This is a genomic window from Acinetobacter sp. Leaf130, from assembly GCF_001423205.1.
GTDB lineage: Bacteria > Pseudomonadota > Gammaproteobacteria > Pseudomonadales > Moraxellaceae > Acinetobacter > Acinetobacter calcoaceticus.
In genome coordinates, this window is the sequence record NZ_LMOE01000003.1 from 1 (window position 1) to 5966 (window position 5966).

Annotated in this window: 6 protein-coding genes; 3 read left to right on the forward strand and 3 right to left on the reverse strand. The window is 32.1% G+C overall.

Annotated elements, in window-relative coordinates; genetic code table 11:
• Positions 1 to 312 precede the first annotated feature (312 nt).
• Complete coding sequence (locus tag ASF86_RS10530) at positions 313 to 723, forward strand: plasmid replication DNA-binding protein (protein WP_056481880.1); 411 nt, start codon at positions 313 to 315, stop codon at positions 721 to 723.
• A 41-nt stretch (positions 724 to 764) separates the two neighbouring features.
• Here ASF86_RS10530 and ASF86_RS10535 read toward each other — a convergent pair whose 3' ends face one another.
• The gene (locus tag ASF86_RS10535) at positions 765 to 1088 is read right to left on the reverse strand and encodes a hypothetical protein (RefSeq protein WP_056481884.1); all 324 of its coding nucleotides are present in this window, start codon (positions 1086 to 1088) and stop codon (positions 765 to 767) included.
• A gap of 723 nt (positions 1089 to 1811) precedes the next feature.
• Here ASF86_RS10535 and repM point away from each other — a divergent pair.
• Complete coding sequence (gene repM / locus ASF86_RS10540; protein WP_056481887.1) at positions 1812 to 2759, forward strand: replication initiation protein RepM; 948 nt, start codon at positions 1812 to 1814, stop codon at positions 2757 to 2759.
• Between the two features lie 371 nt (positions 2760 to 3130).
• Here repM and ASF86_RS10545 read toward each other — a convergent pair whose 3' ends face one another.
• Complete coding sequence (locus ASF86_RS10545) at positions 3131 to 3757, reverse strand: hypothetical protein (protein ID WP_056481890.1); 627 nt, start codon at positions 3755 to 3757, stop codon at positions 3131 to 3133.
• A 404-nt stretch (positions 3758 to 4161) separates the two neighbouring features.
• The gene (locus ASF86_RS10550; protein WP_056481893.1) at positions 4162 to 4761 is read right to left on the reverse strand and encodes a recombinase family protein; all 600 of its coding nucleotides are present in this window, start codon (positions 4759 to 4761) and stop codon (positions 4162 to 4164) included.
• A 484-nt stretch (positions 4762 to 5245) separates the two neighbouring features.
• Between ASF86_RS10550 and ASF86_RS10555 the strand changes: the two genes are divergently transcribed.
• Positions 5246 to 5908 carry a hypothetical protein gene (locus ASF86_RS10555; protein WP_056481896.1) on the forward strand — a complete coding sequence of 221 codons (663 nt, stop codon included), beginning with the start codon at positions 5246 to 5248 and terminating at the stop codon, positions 5906 to 5908.
• Positions 5909 to 5966: the final 58 nt, after the last annotated feature.

A 5966-nucleotide genomic window follows, 5' to 3' on the forward strand; every position in this document is an offset into this window, starting at 1 on the left:
CTTTCCTATAATTATACATACCCACAATAATATCGATTCTGGTGATAGTTCAAGCTCTACATAGATAGACTGATATGGTGTGAAATTACCCAATAAACCATAACTGTATATGTGAACAATAGGTTACTCATCCATGAATATGAGTACTACCCATGAACATCAAAGATGTTTTAACAGCAATCACACTATTTGATTTAATTTTAAGTGTTCTCTCCAAATTTAATGAAATGAACACATTAACAATATTTACAGCTTTGATCATGTTAATGGTTGTATATTACTGTTCATCAAAATAAACAGATTTGAACATATATGAGCACTATCTCAATTAATCAAGCAAGTAAATTGTTTAAGGTTAGTCGTAATACTATCTATGCTCGAATTAAGAAAGGTGAGATAACAAAGAATAATGATGGTACTGTTTCTGTTCAAGATATAATGCGAATATTCGGAAACAAGGCAGATAAAAAAGCAACAGAACAAGCTGTCACTGAGTTATTGAACAGTACAAAGAATACTGAACAACTAATTGAGCAACCTCAAATCAATAATGAACAGCTTTTACAGCAAAAAATTGAACAACTAAGAGTACAAGTTGAACAACTTGAGAAGCAATTAGAGTATGTCAAAGCAAATGAAGCTTGGCTTAAACAACAATTAGATCAGAAGCTAATTGAGCACAAAGAGAGTAAGAAAGGATTACTATCTAAGTTATTTGGATAAAAAAAGGTGAACTTAAAGTCCACCCTCTTTTAATTAGTTGATCAGCCTGCTTTTCTCATATGAACAGCTTCATATTTAGCAATGAAATCTAAGACATTTTGATCTCTGAGAATTTCACTAAGATGAATACTCTTGATGAAATACTGTTTAACCACAACAGTTTTCTTCTCTTTAGTTACTTCTCTTAAAGCAATATCATCAATCAGCCATAAATCTGAACGTAGTTCACTAATACGACTAGCAGAGTAACCAGTATCAATATGTCCCCACATCTCCTTATTCTTAATCCTATGACCTTTCAATAAAAGATAAAGAATAGAAGCTTTGTGTGTATTAACACTTGGTAATTTTGGAAGGTGGATCATGGTTAATTTACTCCTATAACCATTGTTATAGGCAAACCATAGGCATGTCTTTGACACGGCTCTTACCAGCGTCAACTTGAACCTTGCGAATAAATCTGTTAAAATCTAATAACAAAACACTACTTAAGTTAATGATTTTAATCAGCTTTATCTATAGTTTTACCTATTAGATTTTGATTAAAAACTAGACTTACGGACTAAGGGGAACTGTTGGTAGCAGTTTCCCTTTTTTCGTTTTGGAAAAGAGAGAACCCCTAGACACATAAATCTGCAAAGTAATATGAACACATATTGCTATGAATCCTTTACCTTTTTCTATTTTACCACAAGAAATCAAATAGTACACCATTAGAAGCACGTATAAGCGTTTTAAGCATCATTTGATACATTGAGTATGGTTATGTAGCCAAAACAAATAACGATTCACTATGAGCCTCTGGTGAGCTTCTAGGGGCATGTATTTATACTTAAAAAACTAATATAAAAATAAAAAATTTGGCTTTTAATAATTTTAATAATTTTATAATGCTTTTAGATACCAATTATCAATTAAATATCAATTAATTACAGATGTATTTAGCTACGTTTCCTTTGCTATTTAGCTACGTTTCCTTTGCTATTTAGCTACGTTTCCTTTGCTATTTAGCTACGTTTCCTTTGCTATTTGATACAAATAATTTTATGTGCTAAAAGATACATATTAAAATTTGTATCTAATTAAGCATGGGCAATAAATTAGTAGTAAAAACAAATAGGTTAATTGAAGCTTTACAAACTTTATCTTTAGCAGAAACTAGACTATTACAGCTTGCTATCGTTGATGCTAGAGAAAATGGTAAGGGGTTAGATTCATCAATTCCTTTAAGCATTAGTGCTGTAGAGTATGCGAAAGAATTCAGTGTATCTAATCAGGCAGGCTATATTGCCTTGAAGAGTGCTGAAGAGACTCTATTTGAGCGACGCTTTACTATTATTGATGTAGATAAGAAGCCTATAAAGAGTAGATGGGTTCAGGATGTCAAATATATACAAGAAGAAGGACGAATCGAAATAACTCTTAGTAGGGTGGTTGCAAAAGAAATAACTAAGATAGATGGTTTAAAAGACTTCTTTACTAGTTATCTTCTAGAAAAAACATCAGGTTTGAATAGTGTTTATGCTATTCGACTCTACGAACTTTTGATCCAATGGAAAACCGTAAAGAAAACTCCTGTATTTGAGATTGAGAACTTTAGAAATCAACTTGGTCTAGGTGTTGATGAATATAAGCAAATGAATAATTTCAAAGCTCGTGTTTTAGATGTAGCCGTAGAACAAATTAATAAAAACACAGACCTAACTGTCAAATATGAACAACATAAGAAAGGAGTGAGAATTAATGGATTCTCTTTTTCTTTCAAGTTTAAAGAAGAGAAAAAACAAGTAGAGAAGTCTGTAAAAAATCTAGACTTATTTTCATATCTAACACCGAAACAAATACATTACTTTTCAAGAGAGATAGCAAAGGCTGTGGTTGAGAATAGAAGCCCTGTGTTTACAAGTCTTTCAATCTTTGCTCCTGCTGGTACAGGAGAAAGTGAATTTGCTGAACGTATTGCTCAAGATTTAAAAAATGAACATACAGCTAAGAGGTATTATCAGGCTTTACTTGAGTTAGGTTTTAAACCTTAAACTATCTCTATGTCTGTTAAGCAAGAACAATACCCCCTTAAAAGTAAGTGGCTTTTTTCTGGGAAATATCTACAGAGGGCACTAAATACATTGTGAAAGAGTTGAATTTTGATTTCAAAAAAAAGCAGCACCAATGCATAGGGTCTGCTTAATATTTTCCTGATTCAAAACGTATTAATAGGTTCTCTATTGTAGTTATACCAATGGTTAGAGCTTGTATTTATCTTTCTTTTCTTTAGTGTGCTTCTATAATTATATTTAATACATCAATTATGTTGTATCTAATTGATATAAAAGATATTTAGTATTAAATATAGTACCAATAAGCATAGCACCTATAATATCAGAGAGAATTACAGTTCTTTTACATATCACTTAGGTAAAGAGGATATTCCAAATGCCTTTCTAAAAGGTATATCAGGTGACTTTTGCTCTACTTTTCCTATGTATAAAATTCTATTAAAGCAGTCATCAAGACTTTCTTTAACTTTCTTATACAGCTCCCCCTGATTAGATTTAAAATAACGCCCAGCCCTCAAGCCCTTTAAGTTATTTAACGCTGTTATAGCATGCTTCTTAAATAGTCTTGGGTCAGTTTTATTGCAATCCGCTATCACATGAAAGTGTATATGCAAGAAAGGATTAGTACCCTTAGGTATAAGGAAGTTGTCACGGTTGTAGACATACGCATCTTCCTCTCCATTTACCTCTTTTAGTGTTGTGTGTTTCAATTCAATTGAATAAGCAATTAAGACCTTGGGACAGCTTTGTGATGATGATTTAAACTGTCTCTTTAGTTCTCTTTGGAATTCCTTTAACAGAGTTCTCTTTGTTATTTTAAATGCTTCAACATCACTGATATGGCTAAGTAAATGAAACATACATGGTGAAGTCATACTGTCATGAGCATAGAGAATTAAGCTCTCTAATTGGTCATATTTATCTTGCTCCACACCATACTTCTTACCCTCACTTGTCATCTTTAATTTAATGGTCATTGCACCTCCTTACGTTAATTTAGATTTATCCCTTAATTAGACAGACAATAAGAACCCTCTAGTAAGTCTCTTAAGAGTAAATACTATAGATATCTATATAGGATGCTGTTTAGAAAAAGGCTGAAGTCCCTTGAATACAGGGATAGAGAGAGATTATGAGGCTGAAAAGTTGTCCCCATAGTCTTATTTATTAGGTTTCATCACTAATATCATTCATAGCATATCATTAGCAATTGAAAACTGTCAACAAATTTCTTTTAAGTAGCACCACCTTTTAAACGCTCTATAAAGCCGATATAGAGGTGTTTTGTTATTCAGTGTAGATACTATAATGAATTGCTGAAGGATTGCTTAGGGCGCACTACAGAGCGCTTAAAGGCTATCTTTAATTAGGTGCAATCCTTTTAGATTTGATTCATATTTTTAGCAACCCTATAGACTGTTGCAATACCAACATCAACAGCTTTAGCAATTTCCTCTTTTGTCATGTTTCCAGCAGTCAGCAACTGCATAATTCGATCATGTTTAGCTGTATTAGCTTTCTTTCCAGTAGGCACATATCCTGAGCGTGCTAAACCTTGCTTAATTCTTTCTTTTCGCTTGTCATTGTCTAGCTTTGCCATTGTTGCTAGTAGATCAATAAGCATTGAATTAATGACATTTAAAATCTCTCCAGTCATTCCATCATTGCTTGAATACGTCGTTGGTAGGTCCGCAACGATTAAGCGTAACCCTTTAGCCTTGATCTTATCTTTTAGAATTGCGAAATCATCTTGTGAAAGCCTACTTAAGCGATCAACACTCTCAACAAGAAGAATATCTCCTTTACTCGCTTCATTAAGTAATTGAGTTAATAGTGGACGTTCAAGCTTAGTGCCTGAATAGTTTTCTATGTAAGCACTGTATTGATCACCATAGGTTTTACTAAATGAAATTAAATCACTTAGTGCACGTTCTGCATTTTGATCTTTTGTACTTGCACGAACATAAATGCGAATAGCCATAAACACCAATTATCATATAGAGTTAAATATTATAGTGTTTTAATAATACTATCTTTTAATAATGAAAACAAGTCTAATGATAGGTTAAAAAGGGTGATAATCAAATTACAATTTAGGTATAGTCTAAATGATAATTTAGCTATCCTCTGGTTAACAAGTTGGTTTTATATTTACATAATAATTTTTATTATAATATATTGAAAATGATGTATTTTTTATTAAAATTTTTATAATTCTAGGGTCTATTCATATCTAGATATCCTCTCGCTTATTTCTTTAAACTTCTAGCATGTTTTTCTTGGAGCTTAAACATGTCATCTACAATCATCTTAATGATAGTTTTAGAAGTAATTAAATTAGTAAATAAATTGCCCCTGTTCGAATTGAATAGCGGTTTATTACTGCTTTGTTTGCTACAGGTATTGGTAATTCTATTCTTAGTCATAAAAATCAGTTTTGGTAAAAGCAAAGGAGGATATTGATTGTGCAAGATTTTGGTTCTATTCCATATGAGGCTGTACTAGAAAAACAAAACTATTTCCCAGCAGGTCGAACGACAGGTGTAAGTATTGCTGCGATTAAATGCTTATTAGTATTTGGCTTATACAATGATTTTCGGACTAAAGAGGTTTCAATATCTTTAAGTCAAATTGAGGATATTACGGGCTGTAGTAAACCAATGGTTATTGAGGGTATAAAGCAACTTTGTTCGTATGGAATAGTTACTAAAGTTGATCAAGGGAAAACTAATGTTAAAGGTAAATATATCATTAACTTTCCATCTAAACGCTTTACCAAGATTCCTTATAGTTTTCTTGTGCATACATTAAAATTCTTTCCAAATAAGGGAGTTACTGCTTTAGTTGCTCTGAAAGCATACTTAATTCTTTTAAAATTTAGGCAGAATGGCACCAGCTATACAGAAATTTCTTATGTAGGTTTTGCAAAGTATGGGATTAATCTTAAACATTTGAGCAAAGCTCTTGCAATTCTTATTAGCTCAGACTACATATCAATTTTTAAACAATACAACTGGGATGAAAAAGTCTATAACAAGAGCTGTAACAACTATAAGGTGCTGCACTTTCCTATAATTATACATACCCACAATAATATCGATTCTGGTGATAGTTCAAGCTCTACATAGATAGACTGATATGGTGTGAAATTACCCAATAAACCATAACTGTATATGTGAACAATAG